Origin of the sequence: Natronomonas sp. (genome assembly GCF_047616845.1) — an archaeon.
Classification (GTDB): Archaea; Halobacteriota; Halobacteria; order Halobacteriales; family Haloarculaceae; genus Natronomonas.
In genome coordinates this window covers 1-23,291 of sequence record NZ_JBLGBY010000034.1, presented here as the reverse complement: position 1 = coordinate 23,291, position 23,291 = coordinate 1, and the positions used below count along the sequence as shown (strand labels likewise).

General features: G+C 64.0%; 20 protein-coding genes and 1 tRNA gene. 9 read left to right on the top strand and 12 right to left on the bottom strand.

What is annotated here, in order from left to right; all coding sequences use genetic code 11:
• Nucleotides 1-49: 49 nt before the first annotated feature.
• The 11 genes from ACI8UR_RS08195 to ACI8UR_RS08145 all read right to left on the bottom strand — a co-directional run bounded on the left by ACI8UR_RS08195 (nucleotide 50) and on the right by ACI8UR_RS08145 (nucleotide 10,698).
• Nucleotides 50-134 (bottom strand) — tRNA-Leu (locus ACI8UR_RS08195).
• A 40-nt stretch (nucleotides 135-174) separates the two neighbouring features.
• A complete protein-coding gene (locus ACI8UR_RS08190; RefSeq protein ID WP_411715359.1) occupies nucleotides 175-684 on the bottom strand; it encodes a hypothetical protein in 510 nt (169 codons plus the stop codon).
• Entirely contained in the window at nucleotides 684-1,208 is a 525-nt protein-coding gene (locus ACI8UR_RS08185) for a hypothetical protein (protein WP_411715360.1), read from the bottom strand. The genes ACI8UR_RS08190 and ACI8UR_RS08185 overlap by 1 nt, the downstream gene beginning before the upstream one ends.
• A gap of 45 nt (nucleotides 1,209-1,253) precedes the next feature.
• Entirely contained in the window at nucleotides 1,254-2,603 is a 1,350-nt protein-coding gene (locus tag ACI8UR_RS08180) for an ABC transporter ATP-binding protein (RefSeq protein WP_411715361.1), read from the bottom strand.
• Nucleotides 2,600-3,973, bottom strand: a complete 1,374-nt coding sequence (locus ACI8UR_RS08175) for an ABC transporter ATP-binding protein (RefSeq protein ID WP_411715362.1) — start codon at nucleotides 3,971-3,973, stop codon at nucleotides 2,600-2,602. Before ACI8UR_RS08175 ends, ACI8UR_RS08180 begins: the two co-directional genes overlap by 4 nt.
• Nucleotides 3,973-5,010: an ABC transporter permease gene (locus ACI8UR_RS08170; RefSeq protein ID WP_411715363.1), complete on the bottom strand. Its 1,038-nt coding sequence runs from the start codon at nucleotides 5,008-5,010 to the stop codon at nucleotides 3,973-3,975. Before ACI8UR_RS08170 ends, ACI8UR_RS08175 begins: the two co-directional genes overlap by 1 nt.
• 2 nt (nucleotides 5,011-5,012) lie before the next feature.
• A complete protein-coding gene (locus ACI8UR_RS08165; protein ID WP_411715364.1) occupies nucleotides 5,013-5,963 on the bottom strand; it encodes an ABC transporter permease in 951 nt (316 codons plus the stop codon).
• Between the two features lie 32 nt (nucleotides 5,964-5,995).
• Entirely contained in the window at nucleotides 5,996-7,735 is a 1,740-nt protein-coding gene (locus ACI8UR_RS08160; RefSeq protein ID WP_411715365.1) for an ABC transporter substrate-binding protein, read from the bottom strand.
• Nucleotides 7,736-7,917: 182 nt separating this feature from the next.
• The gene (locus tag ACI8UR_RS08155; protein WP_411715366.1) at nucleotides 7,918-8,253 is read right to left on the bottom strand and encodes a ferredoxin; all 336 of its coding nucleotides are present in this window, start codon (nucleotides 8,251-8,253) and stop codon (nucleotides 7,918-7,920) included.
• 37 nt (nucleotides 8,254-8,290) lie between these two features.
• Complete coding sequence (locus ACI8UR_RS08150; RefSeq protein WP_411715367.1) at nucleotides 8,291-9,493, bottom strand: potassium transporter TrkA; 1,203 nt, start codon at nucleotides 9,491-9,493, stop codon at nucleotides 8,291-8,293.
• Nucleotides 9,490-10,698: a TrkA C-terminal domain-containing protein gene (locus tag ACI8UR_RS08145; RefSeq protein ID WP_411715368.1), complete on the bottom strand. Its 1,209-nt coding sequence runs from the start codon at nucleotides 10,696-10,698 to the stop codon at nucleotides 9,490-9,492. The genes ACI8UR_RS08150 and ACI8UR_RS08145 overlap by 4 nt, the downstream gene beginning before the upstream one ends.
• Before the next feature lie 93 nt (nucleotides 10,699-10,791).
• Here ACI8UR_RS08145 and ACI8UR_RS08140 point away from each other — a divergent pair, with 93 nt between their 5' ends.
• The 7 genes from ACI8UR_RS08140 to ACI8UR_RS08110 all read left to right on the top strand — a co-directional run bounded on the left by ACI8UR_RS08140 (nucleotide 10,792) and on the right by ACI8UR_RS08110 (nucleotide 19,086).
• Nucleotides 10,792-11,961: an NAD-binding protein gene (locus tag ACI8UR_RS08140; protein ID WP_415087741.1), complete on the top strand. Its 1,170-nt coding sequence runs from the start codon at nucleotides 10,792-10,794 to the stop codon at nucleotides 11,959-11,961.
• A gap of 76 nt (nucleotides 11,962-12,037) precedes the next feature.
• Nucleotides 12,038-13,078: a complex I NDUFA9 subunit family protein gene (locus ACI8UR_RS08135; RefSeq protein ID WP_415087740.1), complete on the top strand. Its 1,041-nt coding sequence runs from the start codon at nucleotides 12,038-12,040 to the stop codon at nucleotides 13,076-13,078.
• A 91-nt stretch (nucleotides 13,079-13,169) separates the two neighbouring features.
• A complete protein-coding gene (locus tag ACI8UR_RS08130) occupies nucleotides 13,170-14,333 on the top strand; it encodes a tubulin/FtsZ family protein (RefSeq protein WP_415087739.1) in 1,164 nt (387 codons plus the stop codon).
• Nucleotides 14,326-15,084: a hypothetical protein gene (locus ACI8UR_RS08125; RefSeq protein ID WP_411715612.1), complete on the top strand. Its 759-nt coding sequence runs from the start codon at nucleotides 14,326-14,328 to the stop codon at nucleotides 15,082-15,084. The genes ACI8UR_RS08130 and ACI8UR_RS08125 overlap by 8 nt, the downstream gene beginning before the upstream one ends.
• Nucleotides 15,085-15,690: a 2-phospho-L-lactate guanylyltransferase gene (gene cofC / locus ACI8UR_RS08120; RefSeq protein WP_411715613.1), complete on the top strand. Its 606-nt coding sequence runs from the start codon at nucleotides 15,085-15,087 to the stop codon at nucleotides 15,688-15,690.
• A 179-nt stretch (nucleotides 15,691-15,869) separates the two neighbouring features.
• The gene (gene cofG / locus ACI8UR_RS08115) at nucleotides 15,870-16,949 is read left to right on the top strand and encodes a 7,8-didemethyl-8-hydroxy-5-deazariboflavin synthase subunit CofG (RefSeq protein WP_411715614.1); all 1,080 of its coding nucleotides are present in this window, start codon (nucleotides 15,870-15,872) and stop codon (nucleotides 16,947-16,949) included.
• Nucleotides 16,950-16,980: 31 nt separating this feature from the next.
• Nucleotides 16,981-19,086 carry an adenosylcobalamin-dependent ribonucleoside-diphosphate reductase gene (locus ACI8UR_RS08110; protein WP_411715615.1) on the top strand — a complete coding sequence of 702 codons (2,106 nt, stop codon included), beginning with the start codon at nucleotides 16,981-16,983 and terminating at the stop codon, nucleotides 19,084-19,086.
• Here the strand turns inward: ACI8UR_RS08110 and cofH are convergent, their stop codons facing one another.
• On the bottom strand, nucleotides 19,087-20,433 hold the full coding sequence (gene cofH / locus ACI8UR_RS08105; RefSeq protein WP_411715616.1) for a 7,8-didemethyl-8-hydroxy-5-deazariboflavin synthase subunit CofH: 1,347 nt from the start codon (nucleotides 20,431-20,433) through the stop codon (nucleotides 19,087-19,089). It lies immediately after the preceding gene.
• Between the two features lie 114 nt (nucleotides 20,434-20,547).
• Between cofH and ACI8UR_RS08100 the strand changes: the two genes are divergently transcribed.
• Nucleotides 20,548-20,976: a PaaI family thioesterase gene (locus ACI8UR_RS08100; RefSeq protein ID WP_411715617.1), complete on the top strand. Its 429-nt coding sequence runs from the start codon at nucleotides 20,548-20,550 to the stop codon at nucleotides 20,974-20,976.
• Between the two features lie 69 nt (nucleotides 20,977-21,045).
• Nucleotides 21,046-22,701 carry a class I adenylate-forming enzyme family protein gene (locus ACI8UR_RS08095; RefSeq protein WP_411715618.1) on the top strand — a complete coding sequence of 552 codons (1,656 nt, stop codon included), beginning with the start codon at nucleotides 21,046-21,048 and terminating at the stop codon, nucleotides 22,699-22,701.
• The last annotated feature ends 590 nt before the right edge of the window (nucleotides 22,702-23,291 follow it).

The window sequence follows — 23,291 nt, the reverse complement described above, 5'->3', positions numbered from 1 at the left end:
CGCTCGCCGTTCGGTTCCGAGACCTCTCACTCCGTTCGAGGTCTCGCTATGCGAGGGGAGGGATTCGAACCCACGGACCCCTACGGGAGCGGATCTTAAGTCCGCCGCCTTTGTCCTGACTCGGCCACCCTCGCGCGTATCAGCCTGCGACCGTCAGCGGAAAAGCGGTTTCGATTACGCCAGCAGCTCACGGACGACGTCGTGGTGTAACGAGAGCTGCTCTCGCGCTGTGGCCGGAAGCATCTCATCGTCGGCTATCAGCGCCGGCTGTTCGTCGGGGTCGGGTCGTCCAACGAGGACGGTCGCGACTTGCCCGCTGTTCTCGTGAAGCCCGAACGCATCGTAGACGCCCGGCGCATCGAGCGTGTGGCTGAACGTGCCGCTGCCCTGCAAGACCGGCCTCTCCCACGGCGTTCCATCGGCGGGCATCCGGAGCGTCCGGTCGTTCTCCGGTGGTACGCGACGGTTCGTTGTCGGCATCGCGACTGCACCGATACCGACCTCCTCGGTCGGTTCGTCCGGCCGATCGCCGTGCAGTGTCGGAGTATAGGGAGCTGGCGTCTCCGTCGTCGACGCGGTCGGTGGGGACGTCGTTACGTCGTCGACTTCTCTCTCCGAACAGCCGGCGAGTGCGACGCTGCTTCCGAGCGCGGCGAGCAGTCGGCGGCGGCTGACCGACTCCATCACTCGATGGTGAACGTCGTCTCGTCGGTCAGGCCTTTCGTGGCCGCATCTGGTGTGTTGACGCGCACGGAGAGGGTGTATTCGCCGGGGTCGGCCGGCGCCCACGACCGCTCGGATTCGCGGAAGCGCTGTCGCCAGCGGCGGCGGAACGTTTTCCGCTCCGAGCGGCCGAATTCGAAGAGGCTGCCGCTGTTCGGATAGTTCGTGACGTGGCTGGCCTCATCGAGGCCGTCGATACTCCACGCCCAGCGGACGGGTGAACTGGTCTGCAACGCGATGGGAAAGGGGATGCGGTTCTCGAAGTTGATTTTGAAGTTCACCGACTCGCCCGTCGCGTAGGTGTCCGCATCCGTCTCGATGGAGATGCCGAGTGCAAGCCGCCGAAGCCGCGTCGGCATCAGCGCGTGGCTGGCTGCACCCAAGTCGATGGCTTTCCGGTCGCGACCGTCGCCATCGCTCCGCTTCGGCGCGTATGGGTCGTCGTCATCGTACTCCAACGCTCTGGACTCGTAGATGCGCCGCATTCGCCCCGTTTACGACTGCTATCGATAAAAGCGTATGGCTCGCGGTCAGTCGCCCTCGGCGCCGACACTGCCGCCGTCGCTCTCCGTGCCCGGAATGGTTCCGGTCTCGTCCGTATCGTAGAGGTGACACGACTTCGGGTTCTCCGTGTCGGGGAGCGTCGGCTCCTTGCGCTCACAGATGCTTTGGTACTCCCCGCGAAGCAGGTCGCCGGCCGCTTCGAACTTCTCGTGGGCCAGCAGTTCGATGGCTTCGTCGACCCGTTCCCGATGGACACCCGTTGGCTCGCTGTCGAGTTCGTGGTCGCGCAGTTCGGCGACGAACTCATTCAGCAGTTCCTCACGGTCTTGGCCGGGGTTTCGCTCTTCGACCTGCTCCCAGGCGTACTCGACGCCGACATCGTGGTCGGCGATGCGAACCCGGAGATCCATGATGCTCCGGAAGACCTCCTGTTCGATGTCCATTCCTTCTGGCGGGATGACCCGCGGACAGCGGGTGTGGAACTTACAGCCGGATGGCGGATCCGTCGGCGACGGCACCGTCCCTTTCAGGAGAACGCGGTCGCTCTCCCACAGCGGATCGGGCTCCGGAATCGCCGACAGCAGGGCCTCAGTGTAGGGATGATGCGGCTCCGTGAACACCTCCTCTGGCGTACCGACCTCGACGATTTCACCGAGATACATCACCGCGATGCGGTCGGCGATGTGCTCGACCACACTGAGGTCGTGGGCGATGAACAGATACGACAGGCCGAGCTCCTCCTGTAGATCCATGAGGAGATTGAGAATCTGTGCCTGCACGGAGACGTCCAGCGCGGAGACGGGCTCGTCACAGACGATGAAATCGGGGTCGACCGCAAGCGCCCGTGCGATGCCGATACGCTGCCGTTGGCCGCCGGAGAACTCGTGTGGATACCGGCCGGCGTGGCTGGCCTGGAGGCCGACGAGTTCGAGCAGCTCCTCGATACGCTCTCGTCGCTCGTCACCGCTTGCGATACCGTGCACGTCGAGCGGCTCGCCGATGATGTCGGCGATGGTGAGTCGCGGATTCAGGCTCGCGAAGGGGTTCTGGAAGATGAACTGGAGATCTTTGCGGTACTCGCGCATACCGCTCGTGGAGAGTTCGGCCAGGTCGATCTCCTCATCACCGTCGCGGTAGTACGCCGAGCCAGCGGTCGGCTCTTCGAGCTGCAGCAGCGTCCGTCCCAACGAGGATTTCCCACACCCGGACTCGCCGACGAGACCGAGCGTTTCGCCCTCCTTGATCTCGATATCGATGCCGTCGACGGCTTTCACGTCCTTCGCATCGCCCAGCAGTCGGTCGAGAAAGCTGTCTGCAGTCGAGTAGTATTTCGTGAGATTCTCCGTCCGGATCAGGGGGTCGTCGTTCGCGCTCATGGATGTTCCTCCGTTCCAGCGGTGTCGCTTCCGGCTCCAGTCTCGAGTCCCTCGTCGATGACGACCTCGTAGTCGAGCCCCTGCTCGAGGTCGCCGGTGTACTCGAGACAGGCAGCCGCGTGGGCGTCGTGGTCGTCCGGGTCAGCAATCTCGCCGGTATCGGTATCGACGAGCGGCGGTTCCTTCTCCGTGCACGCCTTCTCGGCGTACGGACACCGCGGGTGGAAACTACAGCCCGGCGGCACCTCCACGAGGTCAGGCATCGTGCCCGGAATCGTATCGAGCTCCTCGCGGCCGTCACCGATGCGCGGAATCGACCCCATCAGTCCGACCGTGTAGGGGTGTTTCGGCTCGTAGTAGAGGTCTTCGACGGGCGCGATTTCGACGGGCTTGCCGGCGTACATCACGGCGACACGGTCACAGACGCCGGCGACGACGCCGAGGTCGTGGGTGATGAGCTGGATTGCCGTGCCAGTCTCCGTCGACAGTCCGTCGAGCAGATCCAGAATCTGGGCCTCGATGGTGACGTCGAGCGCCGTCGTCGGCTCGTCGGCGATGATGAGGTCTGGGTCACACGACAGCGCGATGGCGATGACCGCACGCTGTTGCATCCCACCGGAGAACTCGTGTGGATAGTTGTTGTACCGGTCTTCCGGGTCTGGGATGCCGACACGGTCGAGCATGTCGACGGTTCGCTCCCTGACCGCATCATCGTCCAGATCCATGTGCGTGCGAATGGCCTCGGAGATCTGCTCACCGATGGTGTACACCGGGTTGAGCGCCGTCTGCGGATCCTGGAAAATCATCGCGATGTGGTTCCCGCGAAGCCGGCGGAGCGGCTCGCCATCGGCGCGCGTAATCTCGATGTACCGTTCGTCGCCGTCGTGGACGATGCACTCGTCTTCATCGACGATACCGAGGTCGACGCAGTATCGCTTGTCGACGATGTCCCGCATGTCGAGGTCGGCGTCCCGAACGATGGTTCGCGCATCCGCGTCGGGGGCGAACCGGTCGTCATCAGCGATAGCCGAGGGCGAGGCACCCTTCTCGAGGAGCCGGTCGACGAGGTCGACGAGGTCGTGCTGTTGGCGGAGTGCCTCGACGTCGACCGTCCGGTCGGGGAAATCCGCCTCGAAGGTATCGAGCGCTTCCTCTTCGTAGAACCGGATCGAGCCGTCAGCGACGCGACCGGGGTCGTCGATGAGCCGCATCAAAGACAGCGAGGCGACGGATTTCCCGGCGCCGGATTCGCCGACGACGCCGAACTTCTCGCCGCGCTCGATCTGATAGGAGAGGCCGTCGACCGCACGGACGACGCCCTCTTCGGTGTAGAACTGCGTTCGAAGGTCGCTGACTTCCAGAAGCGACATCAGCGGAACCCTCCTCCACCGCCGTCGCCGCCGGCGTCTTGTGGATCTAATGCGTCGCGAACGCCGTCACCAACGAGGTTGACGGCGAGCACGAAGAAGACGATAGCGAGGCCGGGGAAGACGGTGACCCACCAGCGACCGCTGATGACCGCGTCACGTCCCTCCGAGAGGATTGTTCCCCACTCGGGCGTCCCCGGCTGGAGCCCCAGCCCGAGGAATCCGAGTGCGGCGGCCGCGAGCACGATGGTACCGACGTTCAGCGTCGCCTGGACGATGACCGGTGCCATCGCGTTCGGGACGATGTGTTTGAAGATAATCGAGCGGTCACGTGCGCCGAGTGCCTTCGCGGCCATCACGTACTCGTTTTCCTTCACGGAGAGGATCTCTCCGCGGATGAGCCGAGCGTAGCCGATCCAGCCGACGATGACGAGTGCCGCGATCATCTTCCAGAACCCCTGTCCGAGAATCGCGATGATGACGATGGCGAGCACGAGGAACGGGAACGCATAGAGGATGTCGACGAGCCGCATGATGGCCTCGTCGATCCAGCCGCCGTAGTAGCCCGCGATAGCGCCCATCGGGACGCCGACGAGCACCGCGAGTCCGACGGCGATGACGCCGATAGCGAGGCTGTATCGGGCGCCGACCATCACCTGCGAGAGGATGTCACGGCCAAGCTGTCCCGTTCCGAACGGGTGTTCCATGCTCGGCGGAGCGTTGCCCGAGACGAGATTCGTATCCGTGCTGTGTGGAATCAACTCGAACGGTTGAACCGGTATCGTCTGTCCGGCAACTGCAACTTCGATTGGCCGGGAGAACACCGCGACGAACACCATGAAGGCGAGAATACCGATACCGATGAACGCCGAGCGGTTCTGCTTGAACCGATGCCAGGATTTCGCGCGCTGGCTCGTGCCGCTTTCGGCGGTTTCAGCGGCTTTCCACTCGACGAGCTCGTCGCGCTCGGTTACCGCTGCTGTGTCAAATCCGGTAATCCGAATCCGACCGCGTTCTGACGTTTTTTCTCTGCTTGCCATGTTTAGTATCGAATGCGTGGATCGAGGTACGAGTAGATGATATCAGCCAGTAGGTTGGCGAACACGATCGTCACGCCGATCATCAGGACGGACGCCTGGATGATCGGGAAGTCACGCTGCAGGATGGCACCCAAGAGCAGCCGACCGACGCCGCGCACCGAGAAGACCTGTTCGATGACGACGGCGCCGTCGACGATGAACGCGATCTGGAGGGCAGCCACCGTGACAACGGAAATCAGCGAGTTCCTGGTCACGTGTTTGAGGATGACCGTTCGCTCGCGTAACCCTTTCGCACGCGCCATCTTGACGTACTCTTTGTTGAGTTCCTCAAGCATCGACGACCGCATGATGCGCATCAGGAGCGCGGCGGATGCCGTCCCCAGCGTGATCGCTGGGAGTATCATGAACTTCAGAAGCGACGGGCTATACACCGAGACGTCAGACGGTGGAATCGTCCGGAACCAGCCCAACCGGACGCTGAACACGAGCAGCAACATCAGGCCGAGCCAGAAGTTCGGCGTTGCGATACCCAGAAGCGCTGCGACACGGCTCACTTCGTCGGCCTGCTGACCCTTCTTGACTGCGGCGATGATGCCCGCCGGCACGCCGATGGCGAGAGCGATTATGAGTGCACCAACTCCGAGCAGGATGGTGTACGGCAGTCGCGTCGTGATCGCACCGCTGACGCTCCGTTGGGAGACGTACGACTGTCCGAAATCCAGCAACATCGCATCGCGCAACCAGAGCAGATACTGGATGTAGATGGGTTCGTTGAGGTTGTACTGTTCCCGCAACTGCCGTTCTGTTTCGGCGCTTACGTCGTTGAACCCGACGAGGACGTCGATGACGTCACCGGGTTGGAGGTGTACCATCGCGAACGTGATGGCGGTGACACCCAGCAGTATCGGGATGGTGAGTAACAGTCGTTTGAGGACGTATCTGCGTAGAGACATGTGGGGATGAGAGGTGTTACCCCGTCGCTGCGTTACTGACGCTGGTAGTACCGGGAGTACTCGTTACCCATTCGCTGGTTGAACTCCTCGGAGGTGAACGAGCCAGCCAGTGGTGAAATCGGGGAGTACGCGGGTGTCCCGATGCCGTTGTACACTGCCTCGATGATGCCTTCGCGGTCGATGAGGCGGTTGACAGCCAGCCGCACCTTCTCGTTTTGGAATGGCGTGTCAGCGTTCATCGGGTAGATGAGCATGTCGAATCCACCGGCGATACGGCTCGTGACGGTGAAATCGCTCTCGTCCTGCAGCGCGCTGACACTGCCCTGCGGGGGCTGTGCCAGGTCGACGTCGCCGCCACGGAGTGCGGCTTCGCGGGCCGAACTCTCCGTGATGATGCGGAACGTGACCGTCTCGATGGGCGGCGTCTCCGGCACGCCGTTGGAGCCGTCGTGCCAGTGGTCTTCGAACCGCTTGATGCGGTACAGCTCGTCGGGGTCGTACTGGTCGAACTGGTAGGGGCCGGTACCGATCGGCTCCTGACTGAGGTCGAGGGGGCCGTCCTCGCCGGCCTCGCGGGGCACGACGAGTGCAGCGCCGACGCTGAACTGGAACGGAGCGTACACTTCGGGCAACTCGACGCGGAGCGTGTAGTCGCCCTCGACCGTGAGGTTACCTTCGAAGGACTCGGGCTGTTCGCCCTCGGGCGTGTCGGGCACGCCGAGCCAGTCGCCGACATCCGCCTCTCGCGTCGTGCCGAGATAGCGCTCCCAGGAGAACTTCACGTCCTCTGCGGTCATTTCGCGACCGTCGAAGTCGTACTCGTCGCTGGCGTGGAACTGAACGCCCTCTCGGAGCGTAAACACGTATTCGGTCTCGCTGACTTGCTCCAGGTCTTCCGCGAGCATCAGCTGCGGATTGCCGTCGTAATCGACACCCATGACGCCCTCGTAGATGAGGTTGCCGGACATCGAGGACGTCGTGTCGTTCATCGCCGTCGGGTCGGTGTTGGCGACGTCAGCCGACATCGTGGCGATGAGTTCGTTCTCGTCGCCGGCGTTGTCGCTCGTGACTTCGGCGTTCTGGCCCGCCCACGGGGCGTACACGCTGTAGTACTTGCCACCGTTGATCGGGTAGGTCGACCAGCCGTTGACGGAGGCTGCGCGGTAGGCGTCGATCTCTTCACCGTAGCGGATGAACGCCATTGGGGACGCCGAGACGATGGATTCCTGTGCGCTCTGGTAGATGTCGGCACGCTCGTCGATGTCGGTCGTCGCCGTCCCGTCGTCTATCAGGGTGTCGACCTCAGGGTCGGAGAAGTGGTTGACGTTACAGCAGGCGGGCGTGAACTGGTCGCTGTGGAATAGGTTTCGGACGTAGGCGTCCGGGTCCCAGCCAGCCGACCAGCCCAGAGCGATGAGGGACTCGTCCTTGTGGGAGTCTTCGGCCAGAACACGGCCGACGTAGGTGGTCCACTCGAACTGGTTCAGTTCGACGTCGAAGAACTCCGTCTTGTTGAGTTCCTCCTGGATGACCTGCGCCCACTGTACACGCTCGGGGTTCTGGTTCGTGATAATCTGTCCTTTCCACGGGGTCTCGAACCCTGCCTCTTCGAAGCCGTCAGCCAGTTGCTGGCCGAGTTCTTCATCGAAATACCCGCCACCGTCGCCGGTGTCCGAACAGCCAGCCAATCCAACCGCACCGGCCGCCCCCATCGCCTGAAGAAGCCGTCGCCGATTGGTGTCAACACGCTCACCGCTATCGTTTCGCGCCATACTTGCTCACGTGCACCCCGCATACATATATGTGTGGGGATTGTTGGCACTAATTGCGCCACCGCCGAACTTCCGGCGGAAAGATACCGAAACCCGAGGAATGCATTCGGATTGGAAAACTATATTCGTGGTATTTTACTGGGATTTGAGCGTTGTTTCATCCGCTCGAAGTATACCCTTTATCACCAGTCGACGGACAGCGTTCCGTCACCGTTCGGGTCGGGAGCGATCTCCTCGTTCGTCCGTCGGTCGACGACGTGAATGACGCCACGGTCTTTCTTGGCCGGGCACACTTCCGCCGCCTTGACGTTGTGGTCGAGGTCGTCCTCACCGAAGAAATAGACATCGGGCTTTGCGATGCCGGTCGTGATATCCATCTCCCAGTTTTCGGATACCTCGGCGCATTTGCCTGCCGCGATGCATTTGTTCGCCTCGAAGATGAGCTTGTACGGCGCCTCCTCGATGGGTGGGGCATCACCCTCGCCGATATCGCTCGGATCGATAGGTTCGTCGGCCATACCTGGTCTGGGGCGTGCGCGGATTTGGGTGTAACGACTACGCGCCGCTGTCAGCGGTGTCATCGACCACGGCCGTCGTCTCGGCTGTCGCAGCAGCCTCAAGTCGACGCAATCGGTCGGGTCGGGCGATAGCGTAGATTGTTTCACCGCTGGCGAGCGGCCGCGACCGGTGTGGAATCGCTTCAATTTCGCCATCCTGGGTTCGTATCGCTGCGACGGCCACGTCGAGTGCACCGATCGTCGATTCCGCGAGGGCGCTGCCCGCTTCGATGTCGACAACGCCCATCGTCTCTTCGGCCGCGCGGAGCTGGGCGGCGAACTCCCGGTCTGTCCGAGCCTCGACCGGCAGCGTGACGAGCCGATACCGGACGTCCGTATCCAGATTCATGGCCGCCTCCTCGTCCATGGTGAGCGTGACGACATCGTCGGCTGTGCCGCGCACCTCCGCGTTCGTCACGCGCTCCGGCGCCGCTTCCGTGGCCGGATCGCCCGTCGTCCACACCTGGACGGCGTCACCCGGACTGGCGTCGTTGGCGGGGTCGGCCCAGATGGCGAGTGCAGCGCTCTCCGGCGGGAGCGTCGGCCCGAGTCCCGATTCACGGGAACCGAGCGCGAGGTATTCGATAGTCGCGTTCTCGGTGAAATCGACATCGACGTGACCGACGTCGTAGTCGGTTTTGAGCCGCTCGATGAACCGACCCCGTAGTTCGCCGACAGTGAGACGACGCGGGAACAGAAGCGTCTGATCGGCCAGGTTCTCCTTGACGGCGGAGTCGACAGGGTCGTACCCGTCGATATCGTCGATGTCGTCCGGAATCTTGACGGTCGTCACGCGCCCGACGGTTTTGACGATTCGGCTGACGTCGGCCTCGACGGATTTTCTCCTGGCGACGGCGAAGAGGCTGACACCGAGTCGGTCACCGGACCGACCGCCAGCGGCGGCCATAACACCGGAAATGAGGAAGATGAACACGTTGAAGACGACTGTCTCGATGCCCAGCAAGTCCTTCTGACCGCCGATGACGTCTCCGAGTGCGCCCGACGTGTTCAGATACAGCGCGACGACGCTGAGCCCGACGAGCACGGACAGTCCATCGGGAATCTTCTGGTTGGCGTACCAGCGGTGCAACAACCCGATTCCGATGCCGAAGACGGCGGAGGTGAGCGAGAGAACAAGTATCCTCGCGAGGTCGACGAAGAGGTTCTCCCCGACCGGGATTGTCTGGACGAGCGCAATCATGCGGCCACCTCCTCGAAGGCATCGAGCGCCTCCCGCTTCCCGACGGTGAACAGTTCGTCGCCTCCGGTCAGTTCGGAACTCCCGTTCGGAGCGACTTCCCAGCCGCCCGGTCGCTTGATCGCCAACACCGCCACGTGGTACGTGCTGCGGACGTCGACCGCACCCAGCGACTTTCCGTCGAGGCTGCTGTCCGGTTTGACCGTGACCTTCCGGAACCGCTTCCCTGCACGCCGGAGTAGCGAGATGAGCTCGAACTCCCGGCGGGTGCCGCGAGCCGTGACGACGATTTTCGCCCGCCGGGTCGCGAGGAGTTTCTCGGCGTCGGTGCGGTCGACGGCGACAGTGATTCGTCCTTCACCGCCCGTCGTCGTCGGTGCCGCAGTCGGTGGTGGAACCTCCTTGGTCGTGCCGCCGTCGGGTTTCGCCGTCTCGTCTTTCTTGCCGCCCGACAGTGCTGCGATGACGCTGCCTTCGACCGAAAGGCCATCAGCGATGACGACGACCTTGTCGCCGCGAGCCAGGCCGGTCGGCACGAGTGCATCGAGCGAAACGGCGCGTTTGCCCTGCGGCACCCGCTTCGAGATGCCCGAAAGCGGCGGGGCCGCGATGACGGTCGCCCGACCGCGTTCGTCGATGTTGACCGAGACATCCGCGAGGTCGAGTTCCGTTTTCAGCCGGTCTGCGAACCGCGTTTCGAGTTCGGAGATGGGGATGTCGGCCGGGAACCGCCAGGTTCCGGTTTTAATCGCCGTCCGCGCATCCTCGGAGAGCGGTGGATACCCCTCCATATCGATGACCTCACCGAGAACCTCGACTTTCACCTCACCGCGAGAGCCGACGAGATCGACCACGTCGCTCGAAAGCGTCCGCTCCCGAAGCTTCGACAGCGAGAATCGCTTCGGAAACTCCGAACCCATCTTATCACCCTTTGCGTGCGCGTATAATGAAATCATTAACACGACGATGAGCGCGACGATGACACGGTAGCCCGACCCGACGACCGCGGGATCGTTCAGTGCCAGCAGGCCGCCGTTGATACCCGCAAGCGCCAAGGAGAGCACGACGACACCGAACGCGGGGATGGAGACGCCGGTGACGTATTTGAAGATGAACCCCAGGCCCCAGGCGACGAGTGCTGGAAATATGCCCGTCAACACCCCGAGATACACGCCGAACAGAATCTCGATGGGAAGGGCTTGTACCATGGCTGTTCCGACGACGGCGTGGGTTAAACCAGTACCGCCACACCCCCTCCGTGAGCGATGGGGTTTTTATCAGCGACGGCGGTACGGTTGAGCATGGCCGGGCAGTCGGAACCTAAGCATGGACATCTGTCGCTGCTGCGAGTCCGTGCAGCCGTTCTGTTGACGGCGTCCGTCGCCGTGCTCTCGGTCGTCACCGGCATCGTCAACATCGGCGCCACGACGGTGGCCGGCCCACTCGCGAAATACGTCCCGATGGCTGCGGCCCGAACCGCCGGCTTCACCGGGACGATGACCGGCTTTCTGATGCTCGCGAGCGCCTACGGCCTCCGCCGTGGCTACCGTTCGGCCTGGTATTCGACCGTCGTGTTGTTGCCCGTCACCGCGATTCAGGGGCTCGTCCAATCGAGCGTGCTCTCCCTTCCGCTCGTCATCCTGTCGGGACTTGCGATGCCGGCCGTACTCCTCAATCGGCGGTATTTCGGCCGCCACGTCGACCTCACCCTGACCCAGATGGCCTCGCTTGCGGCCATCGTCGGCGTCCACATCTATGGAACGGTCGGTACCTACGCACTCCGCGAGGAGTTCGGCGGCGTTAACACGCCGCTTGACGCGTTCTACTTCACGCTCGTCACCGCTTCGACGGTCGGCTACGGTGACATCACCGCCACGACACAGTTCGGCCGCCTGTTCTCGATGTCGGTGCTCGTCATCGGCGTCGCCAGTTTCGGTGTCGCCCTCGGGACACTCCTGGGCCCGCTCATCGAGGCACGCCTCGCGACAGCACTTGGAAACATGAGTGACAAACAGCTCGAACTCCTGGACGACCACTACATCGTCGTCGGCTACGGCGATTTGACCGAACCGATACTCGAAAGCCTCGGCGAGCGCGCCGCTGTCGTCATCACCCGTGACCCCGACCGGGCCAAGCGGCTCAGCGACCGCGGATTCGAGGTCATAACGGGCGACCCGAGCGACGAGGAGCCACTCCAGCGCGTCCACATCGAGCGGGCGACGGCGCTTATCGCCGCCACGAACGACGACGCCCAGGACGCGCTGTCGATTCTGACGGCCCGAGAACTCAATCCGGAGTTACGCATCGTCGCGGCGGCGACCGACCGCGAGAACGTACGGAAACTCCGCCGTGCGGGTGCCGACGTCGTGTTGAGCCCCTCGGTGCTCGGCGGCCGCCTGCTCGTCGAATCCGCCTTCGGCAACGACGACCCCGAACGCGTCATCGGCCAACTGCTCAACATCGACGACTGACGACGGAGCGGCCGGGAAACCCACCTTCGTTGCCTCGCCACGACACTTTATATCGCCGCCGTGAGTTGACCCGCGTATGCGTATCCTTGTCGTCGGCGGCACGGGTTTCATCGGCGAGAAACTGTGTCGAGAGCTGTTCGAACGTGGTCACGAGGTAACGGCGCTGGCACGAACCCCCGGCGAAGCTGAACTTCCGGGAGGTATCGACCGGGTCATGGGCGACGTGACCGCCTACGACTCCATCGAGGGCGCCTTCGAGGGCCAAGACATCGCCGTCAACCTCGTTGCGCTGTCGCCGCTGTTCCGGCCGACGGGGGGTAACGAGAAACATTTCGAGGTGCACCGCGACGGCACCGACAACGTCGTCCGGGCCGCGGAGGAACACGGCGTTTCGAAACTCGTCCAGATGAGCGCACTCGGCGCTGACCCCTCGGGCACCACGGCCTACATCAAATCGAAAGGCCTCGCCGAGGTCATCGTCACGGAATCCGCTCTCGATTGGACTATCTTCCGGCCCTCCGTCGTCTTCGGGGACGGCGGCGAGTTCATCCCCTACACGAAGCAGCTGGCGACGCCGTATCTCACGCCGTTGCCCGGCGGTGGGAAGACGAAGTTCCAGCCGATCTGGGTTGGCGACCTCGTGCCGATGTTGGCCGACGCGGCCGAGGGTCGGGCCCACGACGAGGAGGAGACCGGAGCCGAAGCGGACGCTGACGCCGAACTCGACGAGGAACTGACGCCCGCCGTCCGCGAGGTGAGCGGGGAAGACGAGGGCGACGACCCCCACGTCGGCCAGACCTACAAAATCGGCGGCCCGGAGGTGGTGACGCTTGCAGAGGTGGCGACACTCGCCCACGGAGCGGACGGGAAACCCGTCGATATCATCTCCATTCCGATGCCACTGGCCGGCATCGGGCTCAAATCGCTGGACTTCGTCCCCGAGTCGCTGCTCGATTCCCTGCCGGGCGTCCCACGGATGGGCTCCGACCAGTACCGCTCGCTGCAGTTCAACAACACGACCGACGACAACGACACCGACGCGTTCGGATACGCCGAAGACGACCTGACGACGCTGACGGAATATCTCGATATTGACCCCGACGTGCTCTCCGAGTAATCGGCTGAGTGGCTTTCGATTGGACGCTCAGTCACTGACCCGGGCCGAAAGCTTATCCTTTCCGTGGGACGCTATCAGGGTAAGCAACGATATGAAACTCGCAATGATCGGCTTCGGGCAGGCCGGCGGGAAGATTCTCGACCGGTTCCTCGAATATGACTCTACCCGTGGAACAGGCATCATCGGCCATGCGGTCGCGGTAAACACGGCCAAGGCAGACCTGATGGGGCTCGACTTCGTCCCGGATGAAAACCGCGTTCTCATCGGCCAGTCCGTCGTGAAAGGCCACGGTGCCGGAACTGAACCGGAACTCGGTGAGCGGTGTGCGCGCGAGGACATGGAGGAGGTCCAGACGGCCATCGACCAGATGACCTCGAGCGAGATTGACGCGTTCATCATCATGGCCGGGTTGGGCGGCGGCACCGGCAGCGGTGGCGCGCCCGTCCTCGCCGAACACCTCCAGCGGCTCTACGTCGAACCCGTCTACGGGCTCGGCATCCTTCCGGCCCGCGACGAAGGCGGTATCTACAACCGGAACGCGGCGCGGTCGTTCCAGAAATTCGCAGAGAACGTCGACAACCTCCTCGGCTTCGACAACGACGCGTTCAAAACTGGCGGTGAGAGCCTCGGCGAGGGGTACACCGAAATTAACGAAGAGATCGTTTCCCGATTCGGCGCGCTGTTCTCCGCCGGCGAGGTCGAAGCACTCGGCGACCAGGTCGCAGAAAGCGTCGTCGACGCCTCCGAGATTATCAACACGCTCGGTGAACACGGTATCACGAGCGTCGGCTACGCGAGCGAGGAGGTCGAAAACGAGGAGAAAGGGCTCCTCGATCGGTTCCGCGGTGGCAACGACAGCGGCCTCGACGACGCCGGCGATGCGACGAACCGCATCACGTCGCTCGTCCGCCGGGCCACGCTCGGCAAACTCACCCTGCAGTGTGAGGTCGACAGCACCGAACGCGCCCTGTTGCTCGTCTCCGGGCCGCCGGAGGCCATCAACCGGAAAGGCGTCGACAAGGCGCGCAAATGGCTCGAGAACACCACCCAGTGTATGGAGGTTCGAGCCGGCGACTACCCCCTCCCAAACGAGGACAAGGTCGCCGCCATCGTCGTGCTTTCGGGTGTGACTGACGTTCCCCGCGTCAAGGAGATGCAGCGGATGGCCATCGAGGCCGAGGAGAACGTCGAACAGCTCCGCGCCCAAAGCAAAGAGGATTTAGACAAACTCATCGAATACGGCGACGATGAGTAAGCGAAAGCTGCTGGCAGCGCTCGTCGCCTGTCTGTTAGTCGGTACGCTGTTCGTCGGCCCGGCGGCCGCCGTCGATAGCGAACCGCAGGACATGCCCGAGGACGCCGAAGTCGGTTCCGACGTACAGGTCACCTACGAGTTCACGTCCCTCTACGGGGAGTTCGAACAGTGGACGCTCCACGGTGAGACGAATCTGACGAACGTGACGTGGACGGTTCGTCACTACGACCAGGCCGGCAACCAGATTCGGCAGGCCTCCTACGATGGCCAATCGTTCGACGAGGACGTCAACATCGAGGACGACACCAGTCGAATCGAGGTTCGCGTCACGGGGACGACCCCCGAGATTCAGAACCTGAGCTACGACCCGCCGGAGCGGTTCACGCTGGCAAAATTCACACAGGTTCGGTCTGGCGGCACCGAAGACGAGATCGCCGATTACCAGATTCACCACTACACGCAGGAGACGAAGGAAGCCCGGAACGCCATCGACAGCGCCAGTGAGGCCGTCGAAGGCTCCGGCTCGAGTGAGGCACAGTCCTCCCTCGACAGCGCCATCTCTGCGTACGAGGCCGGCAACTTCGAGAACGCCATCAGCCTCGCCGAGCGGGCCGAAGACGAGGCAACACAGAGCCAGTCCGTTCGCACTGCCGTCCTCGCAGGTGCGGGCGTCGTGGTTCTTTTGGTGTTGCTCGGTGGCGGCTACTACCTGTATAAATCCCGCCAGCAAGCCCCGAGCCGACTGAGATAGATGGACGTTCTCGTCCCGTTCGCCGCGGGCGAGCCGAAAACCCGGCTTGCCGACGTGCTCGAACCGGACGAACGAGCGGCGTTCGCCCGTGCGATGCTTCTCGACGTTTGTGCTGCCGTCGACAGCGCCGGCGGTGCGCCGACTGTTCTCTCGACGGCAGACATCGACTGCCCGTTTCCGGTCATCGAGGACGACCGCCAGCTGACGGACGCGGTCAACGCCCACCTCGACGCGCCGATGGCGGTCGTCATGGCCGACCTTGCGTTGGTGACGCCCGAAGCACTCCGGCGGCTGTTCGAGACGGATGCCGACGTCGCGTTCGCGCCCGGACTGGGCGGTGGGACGAACGCGTTCTGCACCCGCAAGCAGGCGTTCACCGTCGATTATCACGGTGCTTCGATACGCGACCACCGCCGTATCGCCAAAGATATCGGCGCCACGACAGCGACGGTCGACTCCTTCCGGTTGGCGGTCGATATCGACGAACCGCGCGATATCGTCGAGCTGTTGCTTCACGGTGACGAGACGAGCCATGCCCGCAAGTGGGTAGTCGAGGCGGGCTTCGAGGTGGCGAGGACGGACGGTCGCGTCGTCGCCGACCGATGACGGGGTGACCATTTTGTCCCCCGGACGCGAACAGAAACCCGCACGAGATGCGCTCGCGTCGGCCGTGCGGGCTCGGCACTGCCGGTCGAGGGCACCCAGGCCGTCGCCGAGCCCGCACGCCCATACGAAGCGCGCCGCCACTGCGTGCATTTTAATGCCCCACACCCTCACCGTCGGGTGTGTTCGGGGCTGAAGCGTACGGGGTCGACGTCCGAGTCGCCGAAGAGGACACGGAGCGACTGCTGTCCGTAACGCCGGCGGATGTCTCCGCCACATCCGCGCTCACGTTCGCCCGGAACGTCTTCGTCCCGCTGACGACCGCCTGTCGATACACCTGTACGTACTGCACGTACTACGACCCGCCCGGGCAGGCGTCGCTGCTCTCGCCCGAGGAGGTGCGTGACATCTGCGAGCGGGGTGCCGACGCCGGCTGCACGGAGGCGCTGTTTACCTTCGGCGACGACCCCGACGACCGCTACACGCGGGTTCACGAGCAACTCGATGAGTGGGGCCACGACTCGATTCACTCGTATCTTCGCGAGGCGTGTGAAATCGCGCTCGACTGTGGACTCCTTCCCCATGCGAACCCTGGCGACCAGACCCGCGAGCAGATGGAACTGGTCGCCGATGTGAACGCCTCGATGGGCGTGATGCTCGAAACAACTGCCGAGATACAGGCCCACGGCGGCCCCCGGAGCAAGGAACCGGGCCAGCGGCTGGCGACGCTTGCCACCGCCGGCGAACTCGGCGTGCCGTTTACCACCGGCATCCTCGTCGGCGTCGGCGAGGACTGGCGTGACCGTGCCGAGAGCATCCTCGCTATCAGAGACCTCCACGAGCAGTACGGCCACATCCAGGAAGTCATCATCCAGCCGGTCGTGAACAACGAACGCTGGCAGTCGGGGTCACCGGACAACGAAACCATGCGTCGCGTGACGGCGATGGCTCGCTGGGCGCTGCCCGAATCGGTGGGCGTCCAGTCGCCGCCGAACCTCGCGCCGGTTCGTGACCTGCTCGATTGCGGCATCGACGACCTCGGCGGCGTCTCACCCGTCACCGACGACCACATCAATCCCGAGTACGCGTGGCCCGCCCTCCGGGAACTGGAGGATATCGCCGAGGAAGCGGGCGTACCACTCAGGGAACGGCTCCCGGTGTACGAGCATTATGTCGAGGACGGCTGGCTCTCGCCGCGTATCGAAGCGGCGCTCGATGCCGACGACGCGGCCGGGGAACGGTTCCGGGACTGTCTGGGCTAGACTTTCATTCCTGCGGACATGAATTCGGAGCATGGAGCTGCCGGCAAAACGGACGACCGGCGAGACGGTCGCGGAACGTCTCCCGGAGGTCGCCGCTGAGCGAGTGCTTCCGGCGCGGTATCTCAAGCAAGACGCGACCGGCGAGGTCACTGAAACGCCGTCGGAACTGTTCGAGCGCGTCGCTCACAGCGTCGCCCGCGCCGAGGGCGAACACGACGGCGACCCCTCGACCTGGGAGGGTCGGTACCACGAGATGCTCACCAATCTCGCGTTCCTCCCGAACTCGCCCACACTGATGAACGCCGGCACCAGCCTCGGCCAACTGGCGGCCTGTTTCGTCATGTCGCCCGACGACGACCTCGGGGACATCTTCCGGACGATTCGACGCGCCGCCCGCATCTTCCAGAGCGGCGGCGGCGTCGGCTACTCCTTCTCGCGGCTCCGACCCCGTGGCGACCCGGTCGCCGAGACGGGCGGCGTCGCCGGCGGCCCGGTGTCGTTCATGCAGGTGTTCGATTCGATGTGCGAGGCGGTCAAACAGGGCGGCAAACGCCGCGGCGCACAGATGGCCGTCCTTCGCGTCGACCACCCCGACGTGGGCCGGTTTTGCGTCGCCAAACGCGACCTGCGGGAGCTGACGAACTTCAACCTCTCCGTCGGCATCACGGACGAGTTCATGGCCGCGGTCGACGCCGACGAGCCCTTCGAGCTAACTAATCCAAGAACGGGTGATGTTCATCACGCCAACGAGGCGACCGCTCGGTTCTACAACGCCTCCTACGCCGATGCCCACGAATCGGCGGTGCCCGAGAACCTCTGGCGCGATTACGACGACGACGTAGCGGGCATCGAGGAGTACCGCGGCGACCTCGTCGAGGTGGACGAGCCGATGGCGCTCCCCGCGGGCCTCATCTGGCGGCTGCTCGTCGACGGCGCCTGGCGCAGCGGCGACCCCGGTTTGTTCCACATCGACGCCGCGAACCGCGATACCTCCTTCGACATCGACGAGTATCCCCGCCACCGCATCCTCGCGACGAACCCCTGTGGCGAACAGCCGCTGGAGGAGTTCGAGGCCTGCAACCTCGGCCACGTCAATCTCTCCGTACTCGCCCTCGACGACCGGCCGCTGTGGCCCGATTTCGAGGCCGGCACGAACGAGAACGGCGAGAGCGGGGACGCTGCGGCCGACCTCGAAGCCCGGATGGAGGCATATCTCGACGTCGCCATCGACCTCGAACGGCTCGACCGACTCGTCTGTTGGGGGATTCGCTTCCTCGACGATGTCATTACGGTCTCCGAATATCCGCTGGAACGCATCGACTCGGTCGTCAAGCGAACCCGGAAAGTCGGCCTCGGCGTGATGGGCTTTGCCGAACTCTGCTGTCAGTTCGGCATCCAGTATGGCTCCGACGCCTCCATCGAGTTCGCCGACCAGCTGATGGCCCGCATCGACCGCGTGGCGACGACGGCGAGTCATGACCTCGCCGAGGAACGCGGCTCCTTTCCCGACTGGTCGGAGTCGAAATACGCCGCACCGACCGACTCCCCCGAGTGGTTCCGTCAGCACACCAAGCGCGACCCCGAGGAACACGCCGACGGCTTCCCGATGCGGAACCACGGCGTCACGAGCATCGCGCCGACGGGCACGACGAGCATCATCGCCGGCACCTCGGGCGGTTGTGAGCCGCTTTACGACGTGGTGTATCTCCGGAACGTCAGCCGTGACGTCGAACCCGAACGGCTCGTCCACGTTGACGACTACTTCGAGCGGACGCTCGAAGCGAACGACATCGACGTCACCGAGGTGAAGGAGACGGCCGCGGAACTGCTTACGGAGGGCGAATACGGCGGCCCACATGACCTGCCGATTCCCGAGGAGATGGCCGACCTCTTCGTCCGCGCCCACGAGGTGACACCGGACGCCCACGTCCGCGTGCAGGCGGCGTTCCAGAATCACGTCGACGGCGCCGTCTCGAAGACCATCAATCTCCCGTCGGATGCCGACCGCGAGAGCGTGGCGAACGCCTACCGGCTGGCGGTCGAACGCGGCTGTAAAGGCGTCACCGTCTATCGAGCGGGCGCTCGCGAGGGGCAGGTGCTGTCAGCCGGTGACGACGACGGCGAGAACTGCGAGTGATTACAAAAGCGGCGTTCCGTCGGATTTCGGCCCGAGTGTCGGCCCGAGCGGCTCCTCGTCGGGGTCGATGCGGCGCCGTTTTTCGTAATCCGTCGAGCGTTCGACCGGCACCCGACCGATTGCGGTTATCATGTCGGCGTACTCCCGGAACGACCGGAACTCCCCGTAGTCACCGCCGGCCCGTTTCGTGATTTCCTCCGAGAGTATCGTGCCCATGAAGTCGTCGGCGCCGCAGTTGAGCATCTTCAGCCCCTGTGCGTCGCCGTATTTCACCCACGACGACTGGATGTGGTCGATGTTGTCGAGATAGAGCCGTGACACAGCGATCATCAGTTCGTCCTCGTGGACGGTTGCGCCCGCATCGACCATGCCACGCTCGGCCAGCGGGGTATCGGGATGGATGAAAGAGAGCGGGACGAACTCCGTAATCGCGCCCGTCTCGTCCTGAAGGTCACGAATCCGGTCGAGATGCAGCGCGCGGTGGGCCTCGTTCTCGACGTGGCCGTACATGATGGTCGCCGTCGTGTCGAGGCCGACCTTCGCGGCGGCCGTCATCGCCTCGACCCACTCGTCTGCGCCGATCTTGCCGGGGCAGATGACATCCCGCACCTCGTCGACGAGGATTTCGGCGGCGGTGCCAGGCACCGAATCCAGTCCCGCGGCTTCGAGCCGCTCGAAGACCTCCTCGTAACCCCACTCGGTGCCGCGACGGGCGTGATACGCCTCCTCGGGCGTCATCGAGTGGACGTGCACGCCGTCGACGTTCATCGCCTCGATCTGCTCGACGTACGTGCCGGGATCGTCCTCGTACGCACTCGGTGGTTTGTAGCTGTGGTCGCCATCCGTTGACTCCAGAATCTCGCGGTGTTCGTCGTCCAGCGCAAGCGCCGGGTGGAGGCCCGACACCGAACAGACCTCGTAGATGCCGCGCTCGACGGCGTCGCGGACGATTTCGCGGGATTCGGCGGGCGTCTTCGTGAACCCCTCCGTTTCGCCCTCGTGGTCTTCCTCGAACCGCTGGGCGGCGTCCTTGAAGTTGCAGAACAGACAGCCGACGTCGCAGGCTGTCGTGACGTTGTTGTTGATGTTGGCAACGAACGTGACCTCCTCACCGACGACCTCCGCGCGGCGGTGGTCGGCGGCTTCGAGCACCTGTTCTTTGCGCTCGAGGTCGATGCCGTCGCTGTCGGTGCCGGTCGTCAGCAGCGCGATGGCATCGTCGACGTCGAGCCGTTCGCCGGCCCGCGCCTTCGCGAGGGCGTTCTCAAACGACTGGTCGGTTTCGGGCCGGTGGTCGAACTCGAAGTCCTCCCGCGGCACGTTCGCCGACGCCTCGAAGGCGTCCATACTACCTCCTTCCGCTGGGAGGCTAAAAATCCCACCGGGTACCGGAGAGGTATCCCCCACCGGCGGGAGTGGGCAACCGACACCAAATTGCCCATCCACGTCGAACCCCCGCGCATGGAACATTTCCGGAAACTCGAACGGATGTATCACGCCTCCCCGTGCAACGATGCAATCGACCCGACGCTCGATATCAAAGATCAGGGGCAGGCGGAACTCCGCATCGCAGTCGACGAAAGCGACCACCACGCCGCGGGCGCGGTGCACGGTTCCTACTACTTCAAAGCGCTCGACGACGCGACGTTCTTCGCCGCGAACTCGCTCGTCGAGGACGTGTTCATGCTGACGACGGATTTCCATCTGCAGTTGACACGCCCCGTCTCTGAGGGCGAACTCATCGCGACGGCCGAGGTCGTCAACGACCACCCGAAACAACTCATCGCCGACGGCGTCTTACACGATTCGGAGGGGAACCAACTCGCCCGCGGGACGGGCACCTTCTCGAAAAGCAGTGTCGAACTCACCGCCGAGGTCGGCTACGAGTGAGCCACTAAAAACAACACCTTGCTGAAGGGTCAAGCCTTTTGTCAACACGCCACAACCACGTCGTCATCGATGAAATACTACCGTCAGGAACCGCTGCGGCACCTCGGCGACGTGCCCGCGATGGGTGCCGACCGCTACGGCGACCGACTCGCGCTGGAGTATCGCGGCGAGGAATACACCTTCACCGATCTCGAGGCGCGGTCGAACCAGGTGGCGAACGCCCTCCAGGAAGCCGGTATCGAGGCGGGCGACCGCGTCGCGCTGTATCTGGAGAACTCCCTGCAGTTCCCCGAATCCTTCTTCGGCGTCATCAAGGCCGGCGCCGTCGCGGTGCCGCTGAACCACCGCATGGATACCGACAGCCTGCGATACATCCTCGATGACGCCGACGCGTCGGCGCTCATCACCTCGCCCGTCTTCCCGAGCGTGGGCACCGACCTCGCTGAGGAGGTGCCGCTTACGTTCATCCCCGGCGGCGCGGCGGGCCTTGAGGATTACGACGAGCACGTCGACGCGGCCGCGACGTCGTTCGACCGCCCCGACCGTGCGTTCGATGCCGTGGCCGTCCAGCCGTACACCTCGGGGACGACGGGTGACCCGAAGGGCGTTCTGACGACCCACGAGAACCTACTCACGACGGCCCAATCGTACAGCTCTCGTGGCGGTGCCGACCCCGAGGAGGACGTCGCGCTCTGTTTCCTCCCGCTGTTCCACATGTACGGGCTGAGTACAGTGCTTCTCACCGGGCTCTACAACGGCGCGACGATCGTCCTGCGCACCATGCCGGTCGCCCAGTCGCTTCTGGAGGCCATCACCGAGTTCGAGGTGACGCAGTTTGCCGGCATCCCGGCCGTCTACATCGAGATGCTCGCCGAGATGGAGGAAAACCCCGACGCCTACGACATCTCGAGCATCGAAACGCTCGGGAGTGGCGCGGCGCCGCTGGCCGACGACACCCGTCGCCGCATCGAGGACGCCTTCAATAGCCCGCTGACCGAGGGATGGGGGATGACCGAAACTTCGCCGGCGGGCACGACGGAATCCACCTACGGGATTACGAAGAGCGCGGGCTGTATCGGCCAGCCGCTGCCCGACCTCGAAATCAAACTGGTTGACCCCGAGACGCGGGAGACGCGAGTCCCGGCGTCCGCACTCGACCCGACGGCCGCGACGACGCTCGAAGAACACGGCATCGACCCCGACGACGAGGCGCAGGTGACCGGCGAGATCGCCATCCGTGGCCCGCAGGTGTTCGAGGGGTATCACGGATTGCCCGAGAAGACCGATGCCGTTTTTGACAGCGAGGGATGGTTCTACACCGACGACATCGCCCGCGTGGACGCAGACCGGTTCCTGTGGATGGTCGACCGCGCCGACGACATGCTCATCGTCGGCGGCGAGAACGTCTACCCCGCCGAAGTCGAGGACGAGCTGTTCGAGCATCCCGACGTGCAGGCCGCCGCGGTCGTCGGCGCCCCACACGAAATCAAGGGCGAGGCGCCGGTCGCATACGCCGTTCTGGAGCCGGGTGTCGAGACGGCCCCGACCGAGCGGGAACTCCGGAAATTCGCCCTCGAGGCCGTTCCGACCTACGCCCACCCGCGTCGGATATTCTTCGTTGACGAACTGCCCCGCAGCGGCACGCGGAAAGTGCAGCGGTACAAACTGGAAGCGGACGTCGAGGGGCGACTGGAGGGGCCACTCGAGAGTAGCGAAGAGTTGTAATCCCACTTTTTGCACGCTCCGGCGGTTCGCCGTCGGCGAACACGCCTCACGCGTGGCGGCTTCGCCGTGATCCGAGAGCGCTCCGCTCGCTCGTCATCACGAACGGCGCAAAGCGCCTTTCGAACGACCACGGCATCCGGCGGCGGCCTGTGGCCGCCGCCCGCGGCAAAAACGTGGGGAAAATACGCGCGCTGCGTGGCGGCTGCAGGCCGCCACGACCATTCGGTTGCGGGCGGTGCCCGCAACCCGCTCCTCCCGTCGCGGCCCTTCGGGCCGCATTATCTGCTCACGGGCGGCGGAGCCGCCCGTTCGCACGGCCCGAGGAACCGGAGGTTCCTCGCTGGTCGGCGCTCGCTACGGCGACTCACTTGTCTCACGGCTCGCTCCGCTCGCCGTTCGACTTTTCGAGGCGTTCGCTTCGCTCACGCCTCGCTTCGCTCGTCGCCGAGAACCGCTCGGTCGCTGCGCTCCCTCGCGGATGCTACCTGAAATAGTTGAATCGGCTGATACAGATCACATACTCAGCGGAAAACCCATATTCTTGTTCCAATGATTGTACTGGTAATGAACCGGCCTCGATTAGTCGTTAT